28 protein-coding genes are annotated in these 24030 nt (G+C 41.1%); 14 read left to right on the plus strand and 14 right to left on the minus strand.

The window, feature by feature from the left end:
* Nucleotides 1-106: 106 nt before the first annotated feature.
* Nucleotides 107-922 (minus strand): Omp28-related outer membrane protein, encoded by an 816-nt coding sequence (locus E4635_RS08395; RefSeq protein ID WP_135526189.1) that lies wholly within the window; start codon nt 920-922, stop codon nt 107-109.
* A gap of 124 nt (nt 923-1046) precedes the next feature.
* On the opposite strand from E4635_RS08395, the gene E4635_RS08400 reads away from it, so the two are divergent.
* Both E4635_RS08400 and E4635_RS08405 read left to right on the plus strand, forming a co-directional pair.
* On the plus strand, nt 1047-1520 hold the full coding sequence (locus E4635_RS08400; protein WP_169630227.1) for a TlpA family protein disulfide reductase: 474 nt from the start codon (nt 1047-1049) through the stop codon (nt 1518-1520).
* 9 nt (nt 1521-1529) lie between these two features.
* A complete protein-coding gene (locus E4635_RS08405) occupies nt 1530-3194 on the plus strand; it encodes a DUF6029 family protein (protein ID WP_135526190.1) in 1665 nt (554 codons plus the stop codon).
* Between the two features lie 12 nt (nt 3195-3206).
* On the opposite strand, the gene E4635_RS08410 is transcribed toward E4635_RS08405, so the two are convergent.
* The 5 genes from E4635_RS08410 to E4635_RS08430 all read right to left on the minus strand — a co-directional run bounded on the left by E4635_RS08410 (nt 3207) and on the right by E4635_RS08430 (nt 8615).
* Complete coding sequence (locus E4635_RS08410; RefSeq protein ID WP_135526191.1) at nt 3207-3980, minus strand: O-methyltransferase; 774 nt, start codon at nt 3978-3980, stop codon at nt 3207-3209.
* 30 nt (nt 3981-4010) lie between these two features.
* A complete protein-coding gene (locus E4635_RS08415; protein ID WP_135526192.1) occupies nt 4011-4373 on the minus strand; it encodes a four helix bundle protein in 363 nt (120 codons plus the stop codon).
* A 56-nt stretch (nt 4374-4429) separates the two neighbouring features.
* Entirely contained in the window at nt 4430-6289 is a 1860-nt protein-coding gene (locus E4635_RS08420) for an ABC-F family ATP-binding cassette domain-containing protein (protein WP_135526193.1), read from the minus strand.
* A gap of 221 nt (nt 6290-6510) precedes the next feature.
* Nucleotides 6511-7626 carry an FAD-dependent oxidoreductase gene (locus tag E4635_RS08425; protein WP_135526194.1) on the minus strand — a complete coding sequence of 372 codons (1116 nt, stop codon included), beginning with the start codon at nt 7624-7626 and terminating at the stop codon, nt 6511-6513.
* Entirely contained in the window at nt 7611-8615 is a 1005-nt protein-coding gene (locus E4635_RS08430; protein WP_135526195.1) for an ATP-grasp domain-containing protein, read from the minus strand. Before E4635_RS08430 ends, E4635_RS08425 begins: the two co-directional genes overlap by 16 nt.
* Nucleotides 8616-8840: 225 nt before the next feature.
* Here E4635_RS08430 and E4635_RS08435 point away from each other — a divergent pair, with 225 nt between their 5' ends.
* The 11 genes from E4635_RS08435 to ftsY all read left to right on the plus strand — a co-directional run bounded on the left by E4635_RS08435 (nt 8841) and on the right by ftsY (nt 17538).
* Entirely contained in the window at nt 8841-10001 is a 1161-nt protein-coding gene (locus E4635_RS08435; RefSeq protein WP_135526196.1) for a glycosyltransferase family 2 protein, read from the plus strand.
* An 84-nt stretch (nt 10002-10085) separates the two neighbouring features.
* The gene (locus E4635_RS08440) at nt 10086-11396 is read left to right on the plus strand and encodes a dihydrolipoamide acetyltransferase family protein (RefSeq protein WP_135526197.1); all 1311 of its coding nucleotides are present in this window, start codon (nt 10086-10088) and stop codon (nt 11394-11396) included.
* A gap of 194 nt (nt 11397-11590) precedes the next feature.
* Nucleotides 11591-12343 carry a porin family protein gene (locus tag E4635_RS08445; protein WP_135526198.1) on the plus strand — a complete coding sequence of 251 codons (753 nt, stop codon included), beginning with the start codon at nt 11591-11593 and terminating at the stop codon, nt 12341-12343.
* Between the two features lie 170 nt (nt 12344-12513).
* Nucleotides 12514-13287 (plus strand): 3'-5' exonuclease, encoded by a 774-nt coding sequence (locus E4635_RS08450; RefSeq protein WP_135526199.1) that lies wholly within the window; start codon nt 12514-12516, stop codon nt 13285-13287.
* A gap of 86 nt (nt 13288-13373) precedes the next feature.
* On the plus strand, nt 13374-13985 hold the full coding sequence (locus tag E4635_RS08455; protein WP_135526200.1) for a fumarylacetoacetate hydrolase family protein: 612 nt from the start codon (nt 13374-13376) through the stop codon (nt 13983-13985).
* Complete coding sequence (locus E4635_RS08460) at nt 13985-14329, plus strand: Hpt domain-containing protein (protein WP_135526201.1); 345 nt, start codon at nt 13985-13987, stop codon at nt 14327-14329. Before E4635_RS08455 ends, E4635_RS08460 begins: the two co-directional genes overlap by 1 nt.
* Before the next feature lie 98 nt (nt 14330-14427).
* Nucleotides 14428-15678 carry a competence/damage-inducible protein A gene (locus tag E4635_RS08465; RefSeq protein ID WP_135526202.1) on the plus strand — a complete coding sequence of 417 codons (1251 nt, stop codon included), beginning with the start codon at nt 14428-14430 and terminating at the stop codon, nt 15676-15678.
* 74 nt (nt 15679-15752) lie between these two features.
* Nucleotides 15753-15989, plus strand: coding sequence for a 50S ribosomal protein L28 (rpmB, locus tag E4635_RS08470; protein ID WP_135526203.1), 237 nt, complete (start codon nt 15753-15755; stop codon nt 15987-15989).
* Between the two features lie 25 nt (nt 15990-16014).
* Nucleotides 16015-16197 carry a 50S ribosomal protein L33 gene (gene rpmG / locus E4635_RS08475; protein WP_011963553.1) on the plus strand — a complete coding sequence of 61 codons (183 nt, stop codon included), beginning with the start codon at nt 16015-16017 and terminating at the stop codon, nt 16195-16197.
* A gap of 10 nt (nt 16198-16207) precedes the next feature.
* Nucleotides 16208-16360 carry a DUF4295 domain-containing protein gene (locus E4635_RS08480; protein ID WP_135526204.1) on the plus strand — a complete coding sequence of 51 codons (153 nt, stop codon included), beginning with the start codon at nt 16208-16210 and terminating at the stop codon, nt 16358-16360.
* A 224-nt stretch (nt 16361-16584) separates the two neighbouring features.
* Entirely contained in the window at nt 16585-17538 is a 954-nt protein-coding gene (gene ftsY, locus E4635_RS08485) for a signal recognition particle-docking protein FtsY (RefSeq protein ID WP_135526205.1), read from the plus strand.
* 240 nt (nt 17539-17778) lie between these two features.
* Here the strand turns inward: ftsY and E4635_RS08490 are convergent, their stop codons facing one another.
* From E4635_RS08490 to E4635_RS08520, 7 genes are all read right to left on the minus strand, one after another.
* On the minus strand, nt 17779-18567 hold the full coding sequence (locus tag E4635_RS08490; RefSeq protein WP_135526206.1) for an anti-sigma factor: 789 nt from the start codon (nt 18565-18567) through the stop codon (nt 17779-17781).
* The gene (locus tag E4635_RS08495; RefSeq protein ID WP_135526207.1) at nt 18568-19098 is read right to left on the minus strand and encodes an RNA polymerase sigma factor; all 531 of its coding nucleotides are present in this window, start codon (nt 19096-19098) and stop codon (nt 18568-18570) included.
* A 189-nt stretch (nt 19099-19287) separates the two neighbouring features.
* Nucleotides 19288-20037 (minus strand): triose-phosphate isomerase, encoded by a 750-nt coding sequence (gene tpiA, locus E4635_RS08500; RefSeq protein ID WP_135526208.1) that lies wholly within the window; start codon nt 20035-20037, stop codon nt 19288-19290.
* Entirely contained in the window at nt 20037-20531 is a 495-nt protein-coding gene (locus tag E4635_RS08505; protein WP_135526209.1) for a TlpA family protein disulfide reductase, read from the minus strand. Before E4635_RS08505 ends, tpiA begins: the two co-directional genes overlap by 1 nt.
* Nucleotides 20532-20555: 24 nt before the next feature.
* Entirely contained in the window at nt 20556-21677 is a 1122-nt protein-coding gene (locus E4635_RS08510; protein WP_135526210.1) for a MauE/DoxX family redox-associated membrane protein, read from the minus strand.
* Nucleotides 21664-22134 (minus strand): GNAT family N-acetyltransferase, encoded by a 471-nt coding sequence (locus E4635_RS08515; RefSeq protein ID WP_135526211.1) that lies wholly within the window; start codon nt 22132-22134, stop codon nt 21664-21666. The genes E4635_RS08510 and E4635_RS08515 overlap by 14 nt, the downstream gene beginning before the upstream one ends.
* Nucleotide 22135: 1 nt before the next feature.
* On the minus strand, nt 22136-22678 hold the full coding sequence (locus E4635_RS08520) for a DUF1599 domain-containing protein (protein ID WP_135526212.1): 543 nt from the start codon (nt 22676-22678) through the stop codon (nt 22136-22138).
* A gap of 110 nt (nt 22679-22788) precedes the next feature.
* Between E4635_RS08520 and folP the strand changes: the two genes are divergently transcribed.
* A complete protein-coding gene (gene folP / locus E4635_RS08525) occupies nt 22789-23613 on the plus strand; it encodes a dihydropteroate synthase (protein ID WP_135526213.1) in 825 nt (274 codons plus the stop codon).
* Here the strand turns inward: folP and E4635_RS08530 are convergent.
* Entirely contained in the window at nt 23610-24023 is a 414-nt protein-coding gene (locus tag E4635_RS08530) for an acyl-CoA thioesterase (RefSeq protein ID WP_135526214.1), read from the minus strand. The two genes, folP and E4635_RS08530, sit on opposite strands and share 4 nt — an antisense overlap.
* Nucleotides 24024-24030 lie beyond the last annotated feature (7 nt).

The raw sequence follows: 24030 nt of genomic DNA on the forward strand, positions 1-24030 counted from the left end.
AGGAAGAATGGCAGTCAGGGATGGCTGCCTTTTTTTATCTGCTGCGGCAAAAAAAAAAGCCCTTAAAGCAATGCTGTTAAGGGCTTTTAATGTATAATATGAAAAATTAAGGGTTCACCTCAAAGGCCTGGTCCGTATTCGGCGCAGCTTTCCTAACATTGATAGCACCTCCGTTTGACCCTGTTACAAAAGCCACAAAATGAATGTTGGCTGCATTGGTAACGTTAGCAGGTATCGGTAAGTTGAAATTTTTGGTTATGGTCTGAGAAGCAGTTGTGCCTGTCAGTGCATCTCCTGTAATGCTCGTTAATGTCTGTCTTAATACATTATCGTGGTCGAAGTTTGCAATAGTAGCTCCTCCGCCGAAATAAGAAGTATAATTGGTCTGGTCGTATACTAAGTTGTCTTCTACCAGATACACCACTAATTTAGCGTTGGTGACGTCTTGGGCAAATTTTATTTTAACATTAAGATCTATGGTCCCACCGGATACGGTCGAATTCATCGCCAACCCTAATCCGCTATTGTTTTTGGCTAAATTTTTAGCCTGGTTGATGTGTGTGTTTTCCGGATATACCCATTCTACAGTCCTGTCAAGCATTCCAGTTGGATAACCCTGGATATCGATAGGAAGGGATCCCGTATATCGCATCGGTTCAGATGCTGATCCTCCATGAACGGCTACGGCAACAGATTTTGTGGTAACGTTTTCCACTTGCTGGATGCTGTAAGCCACTCTTGGGCACCATCCGCACCAAGTTCCTGTGTAATCTTCGATCAGGACATTTTTTTGGAACATTCCCGAAATCGGGTCATCATTAACTGGTGTAGAACCTGTAGATTCCGGAGCGTCGTCTTTACTGCAGGAGGTAGCTGCCAAAATAACGGCAAGGGCAAAAAAATGCAATTTAAGTTTTTTCATAGTTTGTTTAAATTAGTGTGTTTTTTGAGGTTTATTTTGCAAATAAATACTTTTTTTTTAAATAATAAACAATTTATCTCTTAATAAATTAAAAAATGTTTTTATTTGCGGAAAAATTATAACTATGAAAAACCTCTACCTTCTTACCCTACTTATCGGCTTTAATTTAGCGGCCCAAGAGCTGCCGAACCTGAGCCTTCTTAACATTGAAGGGAAATCCGTTTCCTTAAAAAATGACTTTACCGAAACTGATAAAATTTATGTCTTTTCCTTCTGGGCGACATGGTGCGGGCCCTGCATCAACGAGCTGGAGGAAATGAACGAGCTTCAGGAAGAATGGAAAAAGAACCTTAACCTTGAAATCATAGCGGTTTCCATAGACGATTCGCGCACGCAAAAAAGAGTAAAACCTTTAGTTAAAGGCAAGGAATGGGATTATAATGTGCTTTTGGATACGAATCAGGATTTCAAACGGGCGATGGCCATCGTAAACCCGCCGTACACTATTGTGGTCAAAAACGGAAAAATCCTATATGTCCAGAATGGTTATGTTCCAGGTAGTGAAAAAGAGTTGTATGAAAAACTTAAAACATTATAAATTTAAGTGATGAAAAACAAAGTTACGGCGCTTTTGATCCTACTATCAACAGCATTTTACGCGCAGGAAGAAAAAAAAGACTACGGGCATGTGTCCGGAGGTTTCGAATCCAATTCGCAGTGGTACCTGAATGACAAAGGAATGCATACCACGCATCCTGAAGATCCTTTCCGGTCTAATAATTACCTGTTTTTAAATTACAATTACAAAAAATGGACGGCAGGCATACAAGGAGAATCGTATGAGCCCAACGCCCTTTTAAATTACAATCCGGAATACAAAAAAACCAATGTGTCTACGTATTTCCTTCAATATAAATCAGAGAAATTAGAGGTTACAGCCGGGTATTTCTATGAGCAATTCGGAAGCGGTTTGGCGCTTAGGAGCTGGGAAGACAGGGCTTTGGGGATCAACAATGCCTTGCGGGGCGGAAGGATTGTCTATTCTCCTGTGAGCTATCTCTCGTTTACAGGTTTGTACGGCCAGCAGAAAAGCGGTTTTAAGGTTTCTGATGGCAAAATATTCGGGTTCAACTCCGAAATCGGGATTTCAGACATGTTTAAAATAGAATCTTCCGATGTGACCTTAGGATTAAGTTATGTAGGAAGGGATGAAAAAACAGCTGTTGCCGATCCTAATTTCTCACAGCTGACAAACGTATATTCCGGAAGGCTTAATTTCACCCATAACGCTTTTTATTTTTCAACGGAGTTCGATTATAAATCCGAAGATGCCATTGTAGAGGTTCAAAAGATTGAAAATGATTTTATCAAACCCGGAAGCGCTTTCCTGTTCAATATTGGGTATTCCAAGAAAGGATTCGGGATTGACGGTACTTTCAGAAGGCTTGAAAACATGAATTTTTTCTCCGAAAGGACCGCCAAAGGAAACCTTTACAATGACAAGATCATTAATTTCATTCCCAGCTTGACCAAACAGCACCATAACAGTTTGGCCAATATTTATGTATACCAAGCTCAGCCGGGCGTATCATTGCCGGATGAAACCATTATGAAATCAGGTGAAATAGGAGGCCAGGTTGATTTCTTTTATAATTTCAAAAAAGAATCTGCCCTAGGCGGTAAAACCGGGACCAAAGTCTCTTTCAACATGTCGAACTGGTACGGATTGGACGGTAAATATTCGTTTGCAGACCCGAGGGATTACCAGACAGACTTCCTGGCTTTCGGACAAAAATACTTTTCAGACTACAATATTGAAATCGACAAGAAAATCAATGATAAATGGCATACGATTTTCACCTACATCAATCAATATTACAATAAAAAATTCGTGGAGGAAACTTCCGGCCTTGTCAAAACCAATATAGTTTCAGCCGAAACCACCTACAGGTTTATGGAAGATAAGTCCGTTAGGCTTCTGGCAGAGCATCTTTGGGCCGACAGTGATAAGAAAAACTGGGCGGCTTCCACATTGGAATTCAATGCCAATAAGCAATGGTCTTTTTATTGTTCCGACTTGTATAATTACGGAAATGACGATGTGTCCAAAAGAAAGCATTACTACAATGTAGGGACGGCTTTCAGGAGAAATGCTACAAGGGTATCCTTGAATTACGGTAGGCAAAGAGGCGGTTTGTTGTGCGTAGGCGGCGTCTGCAGGTTCGTTCCGGAAAGCACCGGATTGTCCTTGTCGCTCAATACGTCTTTTTAAAACAGAAAATAATTAGGCGCGGATAACGAAATCTTCTTTCCGTTGTTCTGCCCTGAAAAATACAAATCCCCATTGGAATGTGTCAATTGTGACCGTTACTTTGGGGTTTTTCTTGATTGTTTCCCAGGCTTCTTCCATTTCTGCAGACCAATGGATGTCATCAAAAATCCATACGGAATCGTTGGTGGCACCCGGTAGCAAAAGATCGAAATATGCCAGCGTCGCTTTTTTGGAATGGTTGCCATCAAAGTAAATAAGCTCCCAGTTGCAATTTTTGGCTGCAGTTTCAAGGTAACTGGTGAATTCTGCCGTTACAGTTTCGATGTTATTGAGGCCAAATGTTTCAAACTGGTTTTTGGCTACAGCCGAAGTGTTTTTACAGCCTTCCACCGTAGTGATTTGTGAGGTTTCGTTCCCCAGAGATAATGCAGCGGTCGCCAACCCGAGGGAAGTCCCAATCTCCAAAACAGACTGTGGCTGGAAATAATGGGCAACGCGGTATAATAATTCGGCCCGTTTGGGCGTGATCCCGGCGGTTTGGGCAATTTTAGCAATCTGGCGGGTGTTTGACCGGAACACTTTGGAACCGGCACCGAAATCGGTCACTTCAATCGTATTTTTATTTTGAAGCAAGGCTTTCCTGTAACCTTTTAAGTCAGAATATGCTTTTTTTGGTTTTTTGCCATAAAAACATTTGGTCACCAGGTCAAATACAAACGGGGAATGCACCCCATGTTCGTTTTTGGAGTGCCAAAGGAATCGTATGTAGGATTTGATTTGGTTCATGTGTTTAGTTTTCAGTCTCGGTCTCGGTTTTCAGTTATTTTCAGTGCAGCCAAATTTTTCAGGATTGTTAATCATATAGTTGATTAGTTTTCCAATTTCTATATTTTGGGAGCTTAGTTTCTCAAAAGCTTCAATCGTAATATAATTACATTTTAAAGCAAATTCCAACCATACATTTGTTTCTGAATTTTCAGCATCGCTGTCTGTTAATTTGCTGATGAAATGATTCACATATCTCCTTTTCCTATAGGCTTCGGCCATATTTGCACAAACGCTTCTTGAAGAACGCCTGATTTGATCTGTTAATGAATATTTTTCGTCATTAGGGAAATTTTTAGAAATATTGAATACTTCCATAGCTTTTTGATAGGCTAATAATCCTCTGAAATCCATTATTGTGGCTTATAATTTTATGACTGAAAACTGAAACTAAAAACTGTGACTGAACACTACTCAATCTTACTCGAAAGATCAAACCAGCGTTCTTCTTTTTCTTCCAGTTTTTGGATGACAGCCTGCAATTCATTGGCTTTTTTCTCAATATCGGCATCTGCGACTTTCCCGTCCGAAAACAATTGCTCGATTTCCTTCTTCTTCAATTCCAGTTCCTTGATTTCCTTTTCGATTTTTTGGAATTCCTTCTGTTCGTTAAAGCTCAGCCCGGAAGTATTGTTTTGCTGTTTCCAGTCTTTCTTTTCGGCTTTATTCTCTTCTTTTTGCGCCACATCGGCACTATCTTCATACGCCCTGAAATCAGAATAATTCCCGGGGAAGTTTTCAATTTCACCCTGGCCCCTGAAAACAAACAAGTGATCCACGATCTTGTCCATAAAATAACGGTCATGCGAAACAACCAGCAAGCATCCCGGATAATCCAGAAGGAAGCTCTCCAGGACATTCAGGGTCACAATATCCAAATCGTTTGTAGGTTCGTCCAGGATTAAAAAGTTCGGGTTTTGGATTAAAACCGTACACAAATACAAACGCTTCAATTCGCCACCGCTTAGTTTTTCGACATAATCGTATTGTTTTTTGGAATCAAAAAGGAAACGTTCCAGTAATTGCGATGCTGAAATAATCCTTCCTTTGGCTAGCGGGATATATTCTCCATATTCCTTGATGATATCGATAACCCTTTGCCCGGGTTTCGGATTGATACCGCTTTGGGTATAATAACCTATTTTGATGGTGTCGCCCACAATTACTTTCCCGCCGTCAAGCGGAAGGGTTCCGGTGAGCAAATTCAGGAATGTAGATTTGCCAGTCCCGTTTTTGCCAATGATCCCAATACGGGCGCCACGCTGGAAATCGAAAGTGAAATTGTCTAAAATAACATGGTCGCCAAACCTTTTTGAGATTTTATGAAGTTCGATAATCTTACTGCCCATACGCTCCATATTGATTTCCAGTTCGACCACATTTTCTTTGCGGCGGCTTTCGGCTTTTTGCTTGATAACGTAAAAATCATCCTGGCGCGACTTTGATTTGGTCGTTCGGGCTTTGGGCTGGCGGCGCATCCATTCCAATTCTTTCTTAAAAAGGTTTTGGGCTTTGTCTATGCTCGAATTTTCAGAAGCGATGCGTTCCTCTTTTTTCTCCAGGTAATAGGAATAGTTCCCTTTGTACTGGTATAATTTCCCGTTGTCCAGCTCGATGATTTCGTTGCAGACACGTTCCAGGAAGAAACGGTCGTGCGTGACCATAAACAACGTAATATTTTCTTTGGCAAAATAACTTTCCAGCCATTCAATCATCTCCAGGTCTAGGTGGTTTGTCGGCTCGTCAAGGATTAGTAAATCAGGGCGGTTGATCAGGATAATGGCTAACGAAAGCCTTTTTTTCTGCCCTCCGGAAAGGTTTTTTACCTTCAGTTTGAAGTCTTCGAGTTTGAGTTTGAACAAAATCTGTTTGAACTGCGTTTCAAAATCCCAGGCATTATGACGGTCCATGTCATCAAAGGCCTTCTGGTATGCTTCTTCGTCTTCCGGGTGCTCCAAGGCTTTTTCGTAACGTTCAATGACTTTCAAAACCTCATTATCGGAAGCAAAAATGCTTTCTTCAATAGTTAATTCGTCCTGTAAATTATGGTCTTGCGATAAAAATGCCATCCTGATATCCTTTCGGACTACCACCTGACCGGTATCCGGTTCGTCTTCGCCATTGATGATCTTCATGATGCAGGTTTTCCCCGAACCATTTTTGGCAATAAAAGCGATTTTCTGGTCTTTGTTGATGCCAAAGGAAATGTTTTCAAACAGCGTACGCTCTCCAAAGGATTTCGATATATTTTCGACTGATAAGTAATTCACAACGGTAATTTTTGGCAAAAATAGGTCTTTTGTTTTGTACTTGCGAAGAACTGGGCAATCTTTTAACCGATACAGGACGGCAAAGCGGTAAAAAGGAAATAATACCGCCGTTTTTGGGATTCCGGACGTCAAACAACACGTCTTAATAGTAAGTGAAGGAAATAAAAAAGCATTTCCAAGGTAACCCTTAAAAATGCTTGATAAAATGCTGTGGATTGTTTTTATTCTGCGTAAACGGAAGATGCTTTTTTCCTATCCGCATACATTTTGTAGTTGATCATGGCAACGACTTCTTCTGCACAACCCCACGAAAAGGTAACGCCAGCACCGCCATGGCCATAATTGTGGATAATAGATGTGTCAATTTCCCAGTCCAGGCGCACGTTCCCTTTTCTGAAAGGCCGTAGCCCAACCCGAACCGGTTCGGTTTCATCCAGTTCAGCATTTTCAAGGTACGGAAGGAAATTTTTGGAACGTTCGAACATTTGCCTTACTGGCTCGTAATTGTCCAGGTTTATATCGGTGCCCCATTCGCCTTCTTCGGCCAAAGCCCCCAGGATAACATGGTTTTCGCCTCTCGGGACAATAAATACAATGTCCTGTTCCCTGGTTTTTTCGTCAAAAGAAACGCAGTATGCTTTATCCAGCACCGGAAATCCAGCGCCATTGTTTTTAATCCGTACCAAAGCGCCCCGCAAAGGATACATGTCTTCATTGGCCAGTTTTATGGAGCCAAGGCCCGAACAGTTTACGATATACTCGCAGTTATATTGCTCCAGTAGTATTTGTTCTATATCCGAGAGCGTTTCGGTGATTTCGGACTGAAGTACTTCTACACCTAAATCAAGTACTTCTTTCAGTAGCCATTCCATGTAAATGTCAGTATCTACCATGGGAGCTTCGTGGCAATAGGCGTCTACCATTCCTGTTTTAGGATTGATGCCTTCGCGTTCAATTAAAGAAGCATCGTGACGGAAGCCCTTGACTTTGGTTTTCAATTCATTCATCTTATGCAGATGGAAATCATTGTTTTGGACAAAATCCTTAAAAAAGAAGAAAACATCCCTGATGTAAACGCCCGTTTCCTTGTTTTGTGCCAATTCGTAAAATTTATCATAACTGGTCATGCACCATTCCTTTGATCTTTCCAGGGAAATCAGGTCGCTGTGGTACCCGCAGACCGCTGGAGGCCATTCCCACAAAGCCCCGGCAACATTAGAGGTAATATTAGGAGAGAAATCTTTGGAAAGGACAGTAACTCCATATCCTTCCCGGGCTAAACAAAGGGCGGTAGTAAGGCCGCTGACACCAGCCCCGATAATTAGAATTTTTGACATGTTTCTTGGTTTAATTGGATTTCGTTATACAGTTTTTTGAAGGAAATAGGATGGAAGCCCCTTTTTTGGTTCTGACGGCTTATCTTATAAATTAATTTCCAGTGTGTAGTTAAGTCGGAATAGGTTTTCAGGAAAGAATAAGCTGGATCGAAAATGTGGATAGGCTGGCTTCCCACGCCATTGATTTCCAGTATTTTAATGTTATTTCCGCTAATCAGGTCCTCCACACTGTTGGCCTTGACATCGTACCGCCCAAAATAAAAACCTTCAATCTGGGCGGATATTTTGCTAAATGTAGCCAGGAGTTCCGGGCTGTTGATATGGTTGTAATTCCTGAAAACACATTGCCTGTTGCGATGGGCAATGTATTCCAAGGGCAGGTATTCACCTTTTTCCAAAATGGTCCCGGTGTTGATTTTACCGAGGTTTTCAAAGGACAGGTTGCCATATTTGGATTCAATAAGGTCTTTTATGGTATGGATGCCATCGCCCTTGATATTTGGGATTTCCTTGAGCGTGACAGAAGTAATGCCTTCTTCTTTCGTATTGGGCAAACGGTAATACAAAACCCCGAATTCCAGTGGATAATCAATAAATTCCTGAAGGATTACATCGGAAGGGTTTTTCTCCAGTTGCCTCGCCAGTTCCCGTTCGTTATGCACTTTGACGACACCTTTTCCCCGTTCGCCCACATTCGGTTTGAAGATGAGCGGGAAAACCATTTTTTTGCGCTGCAATTCGGAAAGGACGGCTTCAAAAGAGCGCATCTGGCTGATATACAAATACTCGGGAATGAGTTTTGCATCGATGTCTTTGATATAATCTGTTTTGGAATCATTTACAAATCCTCCTGTGTGAATCGCCGGGTTGGTGTTGGTGAAAAAAGCAAGCGATAACCTCCGCAGGCTCAAGTAGAGGTAGCATGGTACGATAGGAAGATGGAAAAACCAGATTGGGAAACCCGGATGCATAAGTAATTTTTTTACCATAGAATGAATGGTTTAGTGTTTTTGGTATCGATAAAAATTAAGAAAATATTTACAAAAATATAATTTATAAAATAACATGCAATAGGTAGTTTTACTTGTTTTTTTATGAAAAAAGTGCTATATTTTGCTTTTGCCTCAAACGGATACTATCGAAGTGCTGGCAGAAAGAAGCCGCTACGCCTGGTTTTGTTTTAAAAAAAGGAAAAAACCAATTATATTTGCTCAATGCAATTATCCGTCATCATCCTCAATTATAATGTCCGTTATTTCCTGGAACAATGTGTCCTGAGCGTTCAAAAAGCACTCTCAAGCATAGATGGGGAAATCATTGTCGTCGATAATTTCTCGCAGGATGGCAGCTGTGAAATGATCAGGGAACGTTTCCCGGAAGTCCTTCTTATTGATAACAAGGCTAATTTCGGTTTCCCGAAAGGCAACAATATGGGTGTAGCCGAAGCTTCAGGAGAATATATCTGCATACTGAATCCTGATACGGTCGTTGCCGAAGATACTTTTGAAAAAATGCTGGCATTCGCACAAACCAAACCCGACTTGGGCATTGCAGGCTGCAAACTCATAGACGGCACCGGTAATTTCCTGCCCGAATGCAAGCGTGGCGTACCGACACCATGGGTAGCAGCCACAAAAATCTTCGGTTTGTATAAGTTTTTTCCAAAAAACAGCTTGTTCAATAAGTACTACGCACAGCATCTTTCCGAAAACGAAACCGGCAAGGTCGATATCCTGGTAGGGGCCTTTATGGTTATGAAAAGGGAATTGTACCTGCAGGTTGGAGGCTTTGACGAAAACTGTTTCATGTATTCCGACGATATCGATTTGAGTTATATGATCCTAAAGTCCGGGAAGTCAAATTATTATTTCCACCAAACATCAGTCATTCATTATAAAGGAGAAAGCACCGTGCGTGACGGAATGTACATGAAACGTTTCAGGGAAGCCATGCAGTTTTTCTATAAAAAGCATTTTAAAAGTGCTTTTGCTTTTGATGCTTTGATGCGGCTGGGCAGTTTCTTTTTCGCATTGGCAAAGAAAAGCCAGGCCAGGCAAATGGCATTACATGCAGACACCTATGTACTGTTTTCCGATAACCCAAAGCTGAAAAACAAAATAGAAAAACGGCTCCAAAAAAAGCTGAAATGGTTTACGGATATTAACAGAAATACGTTATTTTCGCAATCGGATTTCAAAAAAGGGACAACCGAAATCCTGCTGGACAACGGCAGTTTTACTTTCCGGGAAATTATAGGTTTTTTGGAGGAATACAAAAATAAAGATTACACTTTTAAGATCATTCCCGGCAAAACTTCCTTTATGATCGGAAGCAATAGCAGTAATGATCGGGGTCAAATTATCGAAATCGAGTAAAAAAATGCATTTTGCGAAATTTATATTTGAAATAATTGTTAATTTTGCAAACCAAATACGAAAACACAACTTTAGTTTAAAGATATGGCAAAGTTTGAATTGAAATTACCCAAAATGGGAGAGAGTGTTGCTGAGGCGACCGTAACCAACTGGTTAAAAAAAGTGGGAGACAAAATCGAAATGGACGAAGCGGTACTTGAAATTGCTACGGATAAAGTAGACAGTGAAGTGCCTTCGGAAGTGGCCGGAACGCTTGTTGAAATTCTTTTCAATACCGATGATGTGGTACAGGTAGGTCAAACCATTGCGATCATTGAAACTGAAGGTGGTGCCGTTGTGGCTGATGCCCCTAAAGCGGAAGCAGCTCCTGCAGCAGCGCAAGAGGTTGCCAAAACGGTTGAAGCAGCAAAAGAAGCTGTTGCCCCGGCGGATTTTTCAGGTTCGGATAAATTCTTTTCCCCATTGGTGAAGAACATTGCCAAAGAAGAAGGTGTTTCCGTTGCCGAATTGGAAGCTATTGCCGGTACCGGTAAGGAAGGCAGAGTGACCAAGGCTGATATTTTGGATTATATCAAAAACAGAGGAAATAAACCTGCAGTTGCAGCGGCTCCTGCCGTACAAGCCCCAAAAGCTGTTGCTACAAGCGCAGCCGAAGGACAAAAAGCTGTTCCGGTTTCGGTAAACGGTGGTGACGAAATTGTCGAAATGGACAGGATGCGTAAACTGATTTCAGGATATATGGTTGCTTCCGTACAAACATCTGCGCACGTTCAGTCATTCATTGAAGTGGATGTGACCAATATTGTAAAATGGAGGGATAAAGTGAAAACCGCTTTCGAGAAGAGGGAAGGCGAAAAACTGACTTTCACGCCAATCTTCATGGAAGCTGTAGCTAAGGCATTGAAAGATTTTCCTGGCATGAATATTTCTGTTGATGGCGAATTCATCATCAAACGTAAAAATATAAACTTGGGTATGGCAGCAGCCTTGCCAAACGGGAACCTGATTGTCCCGGTAATTAAAAATGCAGACCAATTAAACTTGGTGGGCATGGCAAAAGCAGTCAATGATTTAGGGAACCGTGCCAAAGCCGGAAAACTAAAACCGGACGACACGCAAGGAGGAACCTATACCGTAACGAACGTAGGGACTTTCGGTTCTGTTTTCGGGACACCGATTATCAACCAGCCGCAAGTAGGTATCCTCGCCCTTGGAGCGATCCGTAAAGTGCCGGCTGTTATCGAAACCCCGGAAGGTGATTTCATCGGGATCCGCCAGAAAATGTTCTTGTCGCATTCTTACGATCATAGGGTAGTTGACGGAGCGTTGGGAGGCAGTTTCGTAAAACGTGTTGCCGATTACCTTGAAGCTTTTGATGCAAACAGGGATTTCTAATTAGAAGATATGTTAATTTATCATACAACCCTTTCCTGAATTCAGGAAAGGGTTTTCTTTTTAGCCTGTTTTTTGGACTTCGTTCATTTTTTTTGGTCACTCACCTGAATTTTTTATCGGATTATCGAGAAAGAGTGCAATTTCTTGTAAGTTAAAACTGATATAGTACTTTTGCGGTAAATAATTCAAAAACAATGAGAAAAAATGTTTTTTTAATAGCGGCTTTGTTCGCTTTAGGAATGGCTAACGCACAAGAGGCGGTAAGCACGAAACCAGTTAGATTTGGTGTTAAATCAGGAGTAAATGTTGCATCGGTTGATGGTATTTCTTCTCCAATACTCGGATTTCACATCGGTGGAGTCATGGAGTATAAATTCAATGAAAAATTCGGCATCCAGTCGGAGATATTCTACTCTCTTGAAGGAGGAAAAGACGAATTCGATGATGAGGTTGGCGGAACGCAATACCACTATGTGCAAGAAATCACCTTAAACAACATCAATTTTCCGGTGATGTTCAAATACTATCCTACAGCAGGTTTTAGTGTTGAAGCAGGCCCGCAAATCGGTTTTATCGTAAAAGCCAATGACAAATCAGAATTGAGGGTGCCGGACTCAAACGCAGTGGGAAGAACAGATGGAGATATGAGCGAAGACCAAACCGTAATTGTCGTAACCAATGGAGACGGTTCTTTAAGCGCCGCGGTAATTGACCATGATTACAAACTGAATAAAATAAACTTTAGCGTAAACGTTGGTGTAGGTTATGAATTGAAAAGCGGTATGTTCTTCCAGGCAAGGTACAATTTAGGATTGACCGATTTTACCGAAAACAGAAACGTATTGTCCGGGAATGTTTCAGGAAGCGGCACGCCTGTAGTGCCAAACCATTACGGAGAATCGCTTAAAGCTTCCAGTGCCCAGATTTCGGTAGGATACAAATTTTAAGCATACGAACGGATTGTTTATTCGTTTTCCAAAACCCGATACGTTAGTTATCGGGTTTTCTTTTTGGGTATTGAAAATTTCAAAAATGGTTCCGTGTTGAAAAAACTTTGCTATTTTCCTGCGTTGCCACTTTTTAAATATTTACATTTGTAGCTACTCAAAAATTAGAAATGGAACTTAAATTAAACAGGCCAATCTGCTTCTTTGATCTGGAAACGACAGGGATAGATGTAGCCAGAGACCGAATTGTTGAAATTGCAATATTTAAAATATATCCAAACGGAAACAAAGAAAGCAAAACGTGGCTGGTAAATCCGGGAATGCCTATTCCTCCAAGCTCAACAGCCATCCATGGGATTTCAAACGAAAAAGTGGCAAACGAACCCACGTTCCGGGAACTTGCTTCACAAATCCATACGATGATTAAGGATTCGGACCTCGCCGGATTCAATTCCGACAGGTTTGACATCCCGCTGCTGGCCGAAGAACTCTTGCGTGCCGAAGTGGATTTTGACATGAAAAACCGCGTTTCCGTAGACATACAGACCATCTTTCATAAAATGGAAGAAAGGACCTTGAGTGCTGCCTATAAGTTTTATTGCGGGCAAAGCCTTGAAAACGCACATAGTGCCGCCGCCGATACTATGGCAACCTATGAAATACTAAAAGCCCAATTAGAACGTTATCCTGAATTGGAAAATGACATGAAAGCCTTATCGGAATTCACGACGCGGAAAAAATCGGTTGATTTTGCAGGATTTATAACCCTGAATCCGGAAGGCCAGGAAGTATTTTCTTTCGGGAAACACAAAGGCGCTTTGGTTGACGATGTACTGGAAAAAGAACCGGGTTATTTCGGATGGATCCAAAACGCGGACTTCCCGTTGTATACCAAAAAGGTCCTGACGGGAATCAAATTGAGAAAATTAAATACAAAATCATAACATAGCCCCGATAGCAAAGGAAATCCTGCTGTGCAGCGACAGCGGAACAGCAGATTGGAATGAATAGCGGGAAAAGCTCCGGAAAAATGAAAATAATCTGTATAGGAAGGAATTATGCCGAACATATAGCCGAACTGCAAAACGAACGCCCGGCCGAGCCAGTGGTTTTCCTGAAGCCGGATTCGGCCATTTTGCTGAAACAGCATCCTTTTGTAATCCCTGAATTCAGTGATGACATCCATCATGAAGTGGAAGTTTTGGTGAAGATCAGCAAAGTAGGGAAATATATCGATGCCAAATTCGCACATAAATATTACGAAGAGATCGGATTGGGGATTGATTTTACAGCCCGTGACCTTCAAAGCAAACTCAAAGAAAAGGGTTTACCGTGGGAAAAAGCGAAGGCTTTTGACGGTTCAGCGGTAATAGGTGACTTTTTATCGATAAAAAATTTCAATTCGCTGGAAAATCTTACATTTGAACTAACAAATAACGGTAAAACGGTCCAAAAAGGGAATACAAGCCATATGTTGTGGAAAATCGACGAACTGATTGCTTATGTTTCACAATATTTCACCTTAAAAATTGGGGATGTTATTTTTACCGGGACACCGGCCGGGGTAGCCAAAGTAAATCCGGACGATATTTTGGAAGGGTTTTTAGAAGAGAACAAATTATTTAGAATTCAAGTAAAATAATGGCGATACATTACAATTTAGCGAAAGTTTATGCAATTTCTGATGATGACAAGGATTTTGTATTGCAGATAATACACCTTTTTGTGGAAGAAGTTCCCGCGGATGTACAGCAAATAAAGGTAGGGATCAATGCCAAGGATTTTCCATATGCTTATGGTTTTGCGCATAAAGTGAAGCCAACCCTTGACCTTTTGGGTATGGAAGCCGCGCATGAAGAAATCCTTCAAATCGAGCAATGGACCAAGGATCAGGGGAAAAAGAAGGAAATCAAGGAAGTCTACAAAAGCTTGTCGGAGAGAGTAGATTTGGCCCTGGCCGAAATAAAAAAAGATTTTAACTTATAATAGGATCCTTTCCTGGAATACTTTCCGGTTTTGTAGATTGAATAACCGTTGTAAAACAGTCCTGCTTCCGGAATGCAAACCCCAATCTTACTTTAGACATGAGAGCAACCATAGTTACTGTTGGCGATGAAATCCTTATAGGGCAAATTGTCGATACCAATTCCTCATTTATAGCCAAATCATTAGATAAGATCGGTATTGGCGTGCATGAGATGTTATCTATTACCGATGACAGGAAACATATCTTAAACACGCTTTCTTCTTTGCAGGATAAAGTGGATGTAGTGATTGTTACCGGAGGTTTGGGGCCGACAAAAGACGACATTACCAAAAAGACATTTTGCGATTATTTTGAGGATACACTGGTGGTTGATGAAAAAGTCCTGGCACATGTCACACAATTGATCGAAGGCTTTTTTAAACGCCCGATTACCCAGATAAATAAAGACCAGGCGCTTGTCCCGTCGCGTTGCGAAGTATTGTTCAACCAGGTAGGGACAGCTCCGGGAATGTGGATGGAAAAAGGAAATACGGTTTTTGTTTCGTTGCCCGGCGTGCCTTTTGAAATGAAACACCTGATTGAAAATGCGGTTATCCCTACATTGATTTCCCGCTTTGACAGGCCTTATATTGTCCATAAAACAATCCTGACCTATGGAGTGGGCGAAAGCCTTTTAGCCGAAAGGATCGAATCCTGGGAAGACGAGCTGCCGGAATATATCAAATTGGCCTATTTGCCAAGCCCGGGTCGTGTACGGTTACGGCTTTCTGCCCGTGGAACCGACGAAAACCAATTACATGAAGGAATAAGGGAGCAAGTCGAAAAACTACAACTGATCATTTCCGATTGTATTGTCGGGTATGATGATGGAGAAACTTTAGAAGTGGTTTTAGGGAAATTGCTGGCAGCGAAAAAAATAACGCTCGCTACTGCAGAAAGTTGTACAGGAGGGAAAATCGCCTCTTTGATAACTTCTGTTCCGGGTTCTTCGGCATATTTTAAAGGGAGCGTGGTGAGTTACGCCACCGAAGTTAAAGAAACGATTTTGGGCATTTCCCCTGAAGTGATCCGGGAGCATTCGGTCGTGAGTGCGGCGGTCGCCGAAGCCATGGCGTCGCAGGTGCAAAAGATCTTAAATACGGATTATGCCATTGCCACCACCGGAAATGCAGGTCCTGACAAAGGTGAGTCCGAAGCAGAAGTAGGGACAGTTTTTATCGGTATTGCAACGCCGGATGGGGTTTTCAGCGAAGAATTCAACTTTGGCCAACCGCGGGAAAAAGTCATTGATAGAGCGGTAATTAAAGGTTTGGAAATAATTTATAAAGAAATTACAAAAAACTTATAATATTGTTTGCTACATCCGTTTCTTTTTTGTTATTTTGCACTCTGAATTTTGAATAACGATAAAAGATAAGCATAATGTCAAGAGTTTGTGACCTTACAGGAAAAAGAGCGATGGTTGGAAATAACGTTTCTCACGCTATGAACAAGACAAAGAGAAAATTCTCTGTGAACTTGATTAAAAAACGTTTTTATCTTCCTGAGGAAGACAGATGGATTACTCTAAGAGTAGCTGCTTCTACAATTAAAACGATTAATAAAAATGGAATTTCTGCAGTTTTGAAAAAAGCGCAGACAGAAGGATTTATTAAATAATCTGTTCCTATAAATATATATTAAGATGGCAAAGAAAGGTAATAGAATCCAGGTAATTTTAGAATGTACTGAGCACAAAGCTTCTGGTGTAGCCGGAACTTCTCGTTACATTACAACGAAAAATAAAAAGAATACTCCAGACAGATTGGAAATTAAAAAATTCAATCCAGTTTTGAAAAGAGTGACTGTACACAAAGAAATTAAATAATTATTAAGTCATGGCAAAGAAAACCGTAGCAACTTTACAAACAGCTTCTAAGAGATTATCAAAAGCTATCAAAATGGTAAAATCTCCTAAAACTGGCGCTTACACTTTTGTTGAAGCTATCATGGCTCCAGAAGAAGTAGATACTTTCTTGAAAAAGAAATAATCTCGAAATAAAAATATACTAAAGCTGCTTTCTTCTGAAAGTAGCTTTTTTGTTTTATATTTGTGCCAGTTAATTTAGAAAACAGCTCTTATTTTTTCATGGTCGTTCGCGTTCTGTTTATCAGGATTAATAATAGCATGAAAACTTTGGCTTCCGTTCGATTTATGCCCGGAAATGACCGGAGCAGGCAATCTGACAACCGAATAATCTAATCAATCAAAAAAATGAGCTTCTTTAAAAGAATATTCTCTTCTGAAAAAAAGGAAACCTTAGATAAAGGCCTTGAAAAATCAAGCACCTCTTTTTTATCAAAACTGACCAAAGCCGTTGCCGGGAAGTCAAAGGTTGACGATACCGTATTGGATGACCTGGAAGAGATCCTTGTTTCTTCCGATGTAGGAGTAGGGACTACTTTGAAAATTATCGATCGGATCGAAAAACGTGTTTCAGAAGACAAATACCTCGGAACTGAGGAATTGAATAAAATCCTTCGTGAGGAAATCGCAGGCCTGCTTTCGGAAACCAATTCCGGGGAAGAATCCGAATTTACCATTCCGAAAAATAAAAAACCATATGTGATCATGGTTGTCGGTGTAAACGGGGTAGGAAAAACAACTACCATCGGGAAGCTGGCCAATCAATTTAAAAAAGCAGGCTATTCCGTTGTTTTGGGAGCAGCCGATACTTTTAGGGCGGCCGCTATCGATCAATTGCAAATTTGGGCAGACAGGGTAGGAGTGCCTATCGTGAAACAACAGATGGGAAGCGACCCGGCTTCAGTAGCTTTTGATACGCTGCAAAGTGCCGTGGCACAAAACGCAGATGTTGTCATTATCGATACTGCAGGGCGTTTGCACAATAAAGTCGGTTTAATGAACGAATTGACCAAAGTGAAGCGTGTCATGCAAAAAGTGGTTGAAGATGCTCCACACGACGTCATGTTGGTTTTGGATGGTTCGACCGGACAAAATGCATTTGAACAGGCAAAACAGTTTACAGCCGCTACGGAAGTGACTTCACTGGCAGTTACCAAACTTGACGGTACGGCAAAAGGCGGAGTGGTTATAGGAATTTCTGATGAGTTTAAAATCCCTGTCAAATATATTGGAGTTGGAGAAGGTATCGAAGACCTGCAAGTGTTTAATAAATATGAATTTGTAGATTCATTCTTTAAATAATCCGGAAGATGATCAAGTTTTATAACAGCTTAAAACCCTTGCATTTATTTTTGTTTGGCACTGCTTTTTTGCTTTTGGCGAGAACGGTCAAAGGAGATTTCGGAGTAGAAATGGGGTGTCTTTTTGCCTCCCTTTTCACCTATATTTTAGCTTTGGTAAAGTATATCAAGAAAAAATAATAATACTAAAAAGGCCGCTGAATTCAGCGGCCTTTTTATTTCCTGAAGTTGATAGTCTTGTTTATACAGCCCCCAAAGTGTACAATTGCTCCATTGTTGGCGATGTGCTTCCGCCGGTTGGTTCGAGGGTTATCCCGAATGCTTCGGCATCACTTGTGCTGCTTACCTCAAAAATACGGGTTTGCCCGTTTGTGAAATTATTCAGCAAACCAATACTGGTAGGCGAGAGTGACGGTTTTAATTTAAGAGACCAAACCTGGTATACTTTCCCCTGAGGAGGTTCTGGCAATCCGGAAGCATCCACATATACGGTCCGTGTTTCTTTGTTCCAATATACTTTTGCAAATGAATTTGGAGCAGCGGCCTGGCCGGCTAACGTAATGACGGTATTTTTAGAATCACGCACCACGTTTAGTGCATTCAGGGTTTCCTTGTTTTGGTTTTCGGAAGACACTACCGTTTGCTGCAGTTTTGTTTTCTCATCCTGAAGGTTTAAGATATCATTTTTAAACTGCACCTGATTGAAATATTGATACCCTATCCCAATAAGCAACACCATAGAAGCAGCCCATCCTAAATACTGCAGGCGGTTGTTCCTTTGTTTCAGGTCAATTATTTTGCCATGTTTGAGTTCCAATTTGCTTTTGATCAAGGAGAAATTCTCAGCCGATAAGAAAGGAGAGAAACTGGCAGACAAATTCACGATTGATTTCTCTATGGCTACGATTTCGGTATTGATTTCAGGGTATGCAGCGGCCATGCGGTTGACTTCCCTGTTTTCAGATTCGCTTAATAATCCGTAAACGTAGAGTTCCAAAATCCCTGATGCTATGTATTCTTTTATGTCCATTTATACTTTTAAGAAGTTCCTTAAATCATTTATACAATTCCTGTTTTGGGTTTTTACAGTCCCCAGCGGGATTTCCAGCTCATCGGCAGCTTCCTGTTGCGTGTATCCCCTGAAAAACAATAAATCTATGATTTGGATGCACTTTGGCTTTAATTTTTTTACAAATTCCTGAATTCCAATGGTGTCGATCCGGCTAATCATTTTAGCGCTATCATCTAACAGATGTACGAAATTATCGGATGAAAGGTTTTTCAAACTATTGTTAAATCCTTTAGAACGCAATTTATCAATAGCCGTGTTACGGGTAATATTAAGGATCCAGGTATAAAAGCGCCCTTTTTCTTCATTGTAAGAATCTATGTTTTTCCAGATTTTTATGAAAGATTCCTGCAAAACATCTTCGGCTTCTTCCCGGTCCTTGATCAAATTGCTGATGACAGCAAAAAGGCTTTTGGAATACATATCATAGAGATACTTAAACGCTCTGTCGTCTTTTTTAAGTACCAAAGGCAGTAGTTCTTCTTGTGTCATCGTATAATGATTTGTTATACAAACTTATAGAATCTTTTTAAGAAATAATTTATTTTTTATCAGATTAAACGCATTAAAATCTGAATTGCCTGCCATTAGTAAGAAATGAAGGCCTTGAAGGAAAACGCAAGAAAGTGAATTTTTTTAAAGGCAATAAAAAAAACCACCCGATAGAGTGGCTTGTTTTAGTTAGATTCCGTTTACAATGGCGACAAAATCATCTGCTTTTAGTGATGCTCCGCCAATCAAACCACCGTCAACATCCGGTTTGGAGAAAATCTCCCGGGCGTTGTCAGGTTTCACGCTTCCGCCATATAAAATCGAAATGTCATCAGCGATTGACCCGTATTGTTTACGGATGGTTTCCCGGATAAATTCATGCATCTCCTGCGCTTGTTCCGGAGTGGCCGTTTCTCCTGTACCGATAGCCCAAACCGGCTCGTAAGCCAGGATGATGTTAGACCATGCGTTCGCCGGAAGGTTGAACAATCCGTCGCGTAATTGGCCTTCTACGATATTGAAATGGCTGTTGGTGCTTCGGTCCTTCAGTTCTTCGCCAAAACAGAAAATAACTTTCATGTCATGTTTTAAGGCTGTTTCGACCTTATTGGCCAGTAATGCATCTGTTTCATGAAAATAGGCGCGGCGTTCGGAATGCCCGATAATCACAATATCAACACCAATGCTTTTTAGCATATCCGCTGAAATTTCGCCTGTAAAAGCACCTCCTTCAGCCTGATGCATATTTTGCGCCGCGACACGGATGGCTGTAAATTCAGTATGGTCTGCCGCCGAGGCCAGGTTGACGAATGTAGGCGCGATAATTACGGTTGCTTCAGAATCTGCGGGTAGCTTATCGATCAATTCGTTGATTAAATCTTCCGTTTCCTCTGAATTTTTATTCATTTTCCAATTGCCCGCTACTATTTTTTGTCTCATTATTGTAAACTTTTTAATAAGGATTTCACTTGTTCGTGGTCGGTTTCAATGGCTTTGTATAAAGCGATCTTACCTTTTTTATCGATGATGATGTATCTTGGGATCCAGTTCAGGTCAATTGATTTTCCAAAACTGCCTTTCATGCCTTCGGGAACCAAATAATGATCTCCGGCCAATTCGTGTTTTGCTATCCCGTTTTTCCAGGCTTCCGTATTTTTATCGCAGGAAAGGAAAACGAAATCTACGTTTGGATTCCCGGCTTGCAGTTCTTTAAGTTTCGGCATGTTTTTTACACAATCCCCGCACCAGGAAGCCCAAACTTCAATAACAACAGGTTTGCCTTTGTGTTTTTTGATGATATCCTGAAAAAGGACCTGGGTGCCTTCTATGTTGGCCAATTTGGTTTCTAAGGCTTCGGCCGAAAATTTGGTTTGTGCACTTGAACACGAAATATTCAGCAGCACAAAAGAGACTAAATAAAGTAATTTTTTCATTTTTTTCTTATTTGATTATGTTTATTATTTTTTTGGGGCTAGTTCCGAATACGGTTTATTGATCAGTTTCTGATAATCTACCGGATCGAATTTCTTATCTGTAATACCATTGTAATATTTGTATGTGTTTCCGTTCCAGAGGTATTTTACGCCGGGAGTGTCGGTTTTTGGCCCTAACAGATTCCAGAAAGGGATAACTTCCACTATGGTGTACGGGTATTCGGCACCGGCTTCTTTGAAAAAGTCAGGGATCAGGTCCGCTTCTTCATTCATGAAAATAATGGACACTTCAGGGAAATCCGCATTTTTCTGTTTCAGTTCCGTCAATTCTTTGGCAGCCTGGCGGCAATGATCGCAGCCCGGGACAAAAAAGCATAGTGTTTTGCGGCCGTTGTCAATTTTGGCAAAGAATTTGGCATAGCCTGATTTACGCGGAGCAGGTTCGGTCAAAATGGTGGTTTGAGCTGTTTTCTGCATTGTTTTTTGGGTGTCGCCGCTTTTGACAGAATCCTTTTTCTCGGTTTTTCCAACCGCATCGATTGGAGTAGTTATCGTATTGTTTTCGGCAGGGATAGTATCGGTTTCAATAGAAGTCCCGGGAGCCAATTCAAAATGGCTCGCAGGCTGGATTGGTGCGAGCATGAATAATGCCAATATGGAAGCAAGTGTTACGGTAGCCAGGAACCAAAAATTCCTGTTTCCGTTCGCTTCTTTCGGAAGAAGGTACAACAGGTAAACGAGCAAAGCCATAGCCACTACGTTCTTGATGATAGCTTCAATTGGCGTCATAGGCAATAAACTGCCGAAACATCCGCAGTTCCCTGAATTTCCTCCGTCCTGTATCGTAACGATGGTAAGGTGTGTGGTAAAAACCGCCAGGAGCAGTATCGTGGCAGGAATAATGATTTTGCGTAAAAAGTTGTTTTGCAGGATCAAAATCCCCAATGCCAGTTCGATTCCGATCAGGAACCTTGAAAAATAAGGTGCTATAGTATCTGAAAAACCTAATGGATACAGCTGTTTTACTTCAAAAGTGGAAATCGCAAAATACGGTGACGGGTACATTTTGGCAATGGCCGAGATAATGAACAGGAAGGAAATGATGATTCTTAAAGGCCAAGGCAGTATACTTTTAACTTTTTCCATTTGTATTGATTTGCTTTTTAGTATTATCTGACCAGTTTTCGAAGGTCATTTCAAATTTTATTTCTTTTGTTCCATGCATTCCGGCTTCGGTCCAGCCGGCTTTTTTGTAAAAACCTTCCGCCCTTGTGCCAAAAGCCGTTCCCAGCCAGACTTTCTCTTTGGTTTGGCTGAAATACCAATCCATCATCATGTCGTGGAGCTTTTTCCCAATGCCCCGGTTTTCGAATTCCGGATTTAAAAACAGCGCCCAGATATTGTTTTCTTTCAAATCGGCGATCGCAAAACCAATGATTTGATTGTCGATTTCGCATACCCAGCCTTTCCCTCTTTCAAAGAGGAACTCCTCACAATCCTTGTCAGTAACTAAACCGGGATCGGATAAGGTATTTTCTTTTACCGAATTCCGTACCATCTGTATTTGCCTGATATCTTCCTTTTGGGCTTCTCTGAAAACCATCTTATTTCTTTACATCCATTAAAATTAAGGCAAAAACAGCATAATTGATCATGTCCTGGTAATTGGCGTCAATCCCTTCGGAAACCAGTGTTTTCCCTTTGTTGTCCTCAATTTGCTTTACCCGAAGGATTTTTTGCAGGATCAGGTCTGTCAGCGAGCTCACGCGCATATCGCGCCACGCTTCTCCGTAATCGTGGTTTTTGTTTTCCATCAGGTCTTTGGTCAGCTTGATTTTCTCATCATACAGCTGAACCGCTTGCGTCACATCAAGATCGGGCTGGTCCGCAACTCCTTTTTCCAATTGGATAAGCGCCATAACGGAATAATTGATGATCCCGATAAATTCTGAAGTTTCGTCTTCGTTTACTTTCCGGATTTCGTTTTCCTGTAAACTGCGGATGCGCTGGGCTTTGATAAATATCTGGTCTGTAAGCGATGGCAACCGTAAAATCCGCCAGGCACTTCCATAATCTTTCATTTTGTTGCTATATAAGTTTCGGCAGATAGAAATTATAGCATCATATTGTTGTGCCGTATTCGTCATTATTAATTTATATTTGTATCAAATTTGTTCAAAAATAAGGTATTTTTTTGATTGTCGATTGAAGATTAACGATTTTTGAACATACATTTTTTAAAACGGAAAGACTTAAAATGACAATTAACTGCAAAGGGCAACTTATTGATTTATCCACTCCCAAAGTAATGGGAATCCTGAATGTGACACCGGATTCTTTTTATGACGGAGGAAGGTATGTTTCCGATAAAAGCATTTTGGCGCAAGTGGAGAAAATGATGGTGGAAGGCGCTTCTTTTATTGACATCGGAGGGCAATCCAGCAAGCCAAATGCGGCTTTTGTTTCCGTGGATGAAGAATTAAGCCGGATGGTACCTGTGGTGGATGCCATTGTGAAAAATTTTCCCCAAGCCTTGCTTTCCATCGATACATTCCACAGTAAAGTCGCTGCAACTTGTATTGAAAACGGTGCGGCTATCATTAACGATATTTCTGCCGGAAGCCTCGATCCTAATATGATGGAAACCGTGGCCAGGCTACAGGTCCCGTTCATTATGATGCATATGAAAGGCACTCCGCAGACCATGAAACAGCTTGCTCATTATGAAGACTTGGTCAAGGAAGTGATGTTTTATTTTTCCCAGAAAGTATTTCAGGCGAGGCAATTGGGCATCAATGACCTGATTGTAGATCCGGGCTTCGGGTTTGCCAAAACAATAGCCCACAATTTTGAACTGTTGCAAAAACTCGAGCTGTTCCAATTGTTGGAATTGCCTGTTTTGGCCGGAATCTCACGTAAATCAATGATTTATAAAACATTGGAAACTTCTGCTGAACACGCGCTTAACGGGACATCGGTACTTAATACGCTGGCACTGGCCAAAGGAGCATCCATCCTCAGGGTGCACGATGTAAAAGAAGCGATGGAATGTGTCACGTTGTGGGAAGCGATGCAGTCTTAAATTTCTAAAGAGCTGTTTATAAAATTCCCTATTTGAGGAATCGTGTCCGGAGCGACCGGCCTTCCGTTTTTAATGGCAACTCCCGTTACTTTTGCAGATAAAATAGGTTTGTCGTCAGCGATTTTGATGATGTTTTGGTGGAAAACGACTTTTAAATTGCCTTCTTTTTCAGCATGTACTTCAATCCTGAACGCATCACGGCTCACCAATGAATTCTTAAAGTTCATTTCGATATTTTTAACCACCAGCATGATATTGTTTTGGGCAAATTCCACAAAATCGATACCGTGATGGTGTAAAAATTCATGTCGGGCATGCTCGAGGTAATTTTGGTACACAGAGTTGTTTACAATCCCCTGCACATCCAGTTCGTAATCCCTTACGGTCAATTCAATTGAAAATTTTTGCATTTTTTAT

Source organism: Flavobacterium humi, from assembly GCF_004745595.1.
Taxonomy (GTDB): domain Bacteria; phylum Bacteroidota; class Bacteroidia; order Flavobacteriales; family Flavobacteriaceae; genus Flavobacterium; species Flavobacterium humi.